Source organism: Pseudopedobacter sp. (assembly GCF_040392825.1).
In the GTDB taxonomy this organism is placed as follows: Bacteria; Bacteroidota; Bacteroidia; order Sphingobacteriales; family Sphingobacteriaceae; genus Pseudopedobacter.
Genome location: NZ_JBEBVH010000369.1, coordinates 1 through 3,213, shown reverse-complemented (window position 1 = coordinate 3,213; position 3,213 = coordinate 1). Strand labels below are relative to the sequence as shown.

Genomic DNA, 3,213 nt, shown 5'->3' with positions numbered 1-3,213 from the left:
CAAAACCACAAAAAATAGACATTAAAAATATTTTTATATCAAAAAAATACATAAAATAATAAAAACAAAATATAAAAAATCAACTTAAATTACCATTTTATCAAAACAACAAACAAATAAGCTTTGAATTTTATCAAAATCTACAAATACAACACAAACCATTAAAAACATCATAAAAATCAAAAAACACTGAAAATTTTATTATATTTTTCAAAAAACATCACGTATTTTTGAAAAAACATTTAAAAAAAGAACTTAAAACCAAAAAATATGTCAATTTTTAGATTTAAAGCCTTAGAAACTGTACTAACCAGAACAATTCCAGAAGTAAAAAGGCCTTCTTCAAAAATTTCTGATTATTTCGGAGCAAATGTTTTCGATAAATACAAAATGCAGGAGTATCTTCCAAAAGATACTTACAAAACACTTTTAAATTCTATTGAAAGCGGTACACCTATAGACAGAGAAATCGCAGAACATGTATCTTCAGCTATGAAAGCATGGGCTATGAGTAAAGGTGTTACTCATTATACTCATTGGTTCCAACCACTAACGGGTACAACTGCAGAAAAACACGATTCTTTCTTCGAACCGGATTCTGACGGCAGAGCAATCGAAAAATTTGCAGGAAGTGCTTTGGTCCAACAAGAGCCGGATGCTTCCAGCTTCCCTAACGGAGGTATAAGAAGTACATTTGAGGCCCGTGGTTATACAGCCTGGGACCCATCCTCTCCAGCTTTCATATTCAATAAGACACTTTGTATACCTACAGTATTTGTTTCGTATACAGGAGAAGCACTGGATTACAAAGCTCCTTTATTAAAAGCGATCGCTGCTGTCGACAAAGCTGCTACAGAAGTTTGTCAATATTTTGATAAAAGTGTAGAAAAAGTTACCGCTTCATTAGGTATAGAACAAGAATATTTCTTAGTTGACTTAGCTTTATTCAACGCCAGACCAGACCTTGCAATTACAGGAAGAGCTTTATTTGGCCATGCTTCTGCAAAAGGTCAACAATTGGAAGATCACTATTTCGGATCTATTCCAGAAAGAGTGTATGCTTACATGCAGGATTTCGAAACCGAAGCATTATTATTAGGTATTCCATTAAAAACCCGTCACAACGAGGTTGCTCCTTCTCAATTTGAATGCGCACCTATCTACGAAGAGATCAACTTAGCTATTGACCACAATCAATTGTTGATGGATTTGATGGACAAAGTTGCTAAAAGACATAACTTCAAAGTATTATTACACGAAAAACCATATGCTGGAATAAATGGTTCTGGAAAACATAACAACTGGTCATTAATTACCAATACCGGTAAAAACTTACTTTCTCCAGGGAAAACACCTAAAAACAACCTGATGTTCTTAACTTTCTTCGTTAATACGATTAAAGCTGTACATGAACATGCAGATTTACTAAGAGCATCTATAGCTTCTGTAAGCAACGATCATCGTTTAGTTGCTAACGAGGCTCCTCCTGCAATTATATCTATATTCTTAGGTGCTCAGTTGAATGACGTACTGGACGAAATCGAATCCTCAAGAGCTATCTTCAAAAAAGTAAAAGAAGATCCAAACTTATGGTTCGGTATTCCAAAAATCCCTCAAATCCTATTAGACAATACAGACAGAAACAGAACTTCTCCTTTTGCTTTCACCGGAAACAAATTCGAATTAAGAGCTGTTGGTTCTTCTGCAAACTCTGCAAACCCAATGACTGTATTAAATACGATTGTTGCAGACCAGTTAACTAAATTCAAAATTGAGGTTGATAAATTGATCAAAAAAGGTGACAAAAAAGATGTCGCTATCTTAACTGTGATCAAAAAATACATCAAAGAATCTAAAGATATCCGTTTTGAAGGAAATGGTTATAGTGACGAATGGGCCGAAGAAGCAGCAAAACGCGGCTTAAGCAACATCAAAACTACACCAAAAGCTTTAGACGCGTTGGTTTCGGAAAAATCAGAGAAATTATTCGAAGAAATAGGTGTGTTCTCTAAAAGAGAATCTCATGCCAGACATGAAATTTTGTTGGAAGATTATTTCAAAAAGCTCCAAATTGAAGCTCGTGTAATTGGTGATTTGGTTACCAATGTGGTGATTCCTGCTGCTATCAAATATCAATCTCAAGTAGTTGAGAATATCAAGGGCTTAAAAGAAATTGGTTATAGCGCCGATTTTTATCAGGCACAAACATACATTATCGAAGAAATTTCAACTCACCTGAACTTCATTAAGAAAAATGTTCAGGATATGGTTGAAGCTAGAAAAGTTGCCATTAAGATAGAAGATGCTCGCGAAAAAGCTATTGCTTATGACGAGACAGTTAAATCTTTCTTCGAGCCAATCAGATACCACGTAGATAAACTGGAATTATTGGTTGACGACAACATTTGGCCTTTACCAAAATTCAGAGAATTATTGTTTGCTAAATAATTTAATACCAACACATCAACCCCGCCCCTTTCTGATTAATTTCGGTTAGGGGCTTTTTTATAGTGCTTAATTAAAATATAAGGCTTTGCTTTAGACTTTTTTAGCTTTTAGCTTTCAGCTTCCTTTAGTGTTTAGCCTTTTTATAATATCTTTGCAAACCATGAGTGATAACAGATACAATCAGAGAGGCGTTTCTGCCGGAAAAGAAGATGTGCACAACGCTATCAAGAATATTGACAAAGGAATTTTCCCTCAAGCTTTCTGTAAAATAATTCCAGATATTTTAGGTGATGACGAAGAATACTGCAATATTATGCATGCCGATGGTGCAGGAACAAAATCTTCTCTGGCTTATGTATACTGGAAAGAAACCGGGGATATTTCTGTATGGAAAGGAATTGCACAAGACGCTATTATTATGAATCTAGATGATTTATTGTGTGTTGGAGCAACTGATAAAATATTGTTATCATCTACAATTGGAAGAAATAAAAATCTGATTCCCGGAGAAGTTATTGCAGAGATAATTAACGGAACAGAAGAAATCCTTGCAGAGCTTCGCTCAATGGGAATTAATATATATTCTACGGGTGGTGAGACTGCTGATGTTGGGGATATTGTTAGAACTATTATTGTAGATTCAACAGTAACCTGCAGAATGAAAAGAGAAGATATTATCTCTAACCATACAATTGCAGCCGGAAACGTTATTGTAGGCTTGGCTTCTAATGGCCAGGCCAATTATGAAAGCTTTTATAACGGAGG

General features: G+C 34.9%; 2 protein-coding genes. Both read left to right on the top strand.

The annotated features are described in order from the left end of the window. The first annotated feature begins 270 nt into the window (after positions 1-270). Positions 271-2,448 carry a glutamine synthetase III family protein gene (locus tag ABWO41_RS17035; protein WP_353140598.1) on the top strand — a complete coding sequence of 726 codons (2,178 nt, stop codon included), beginning with the start codon at positions 271-273 and terminating at the stop codon, positions 2,446-2,448. A gap of 160 nt (positions 2,449-2,608) precedes the next feature. Next, positions 2,609-3,213: AIR synthase related protein (locus ABWO41_RS17030; protein ID WP_353140595.1), on the top strand; the 605-nt coding region annotated here is incomplete at its 3' end.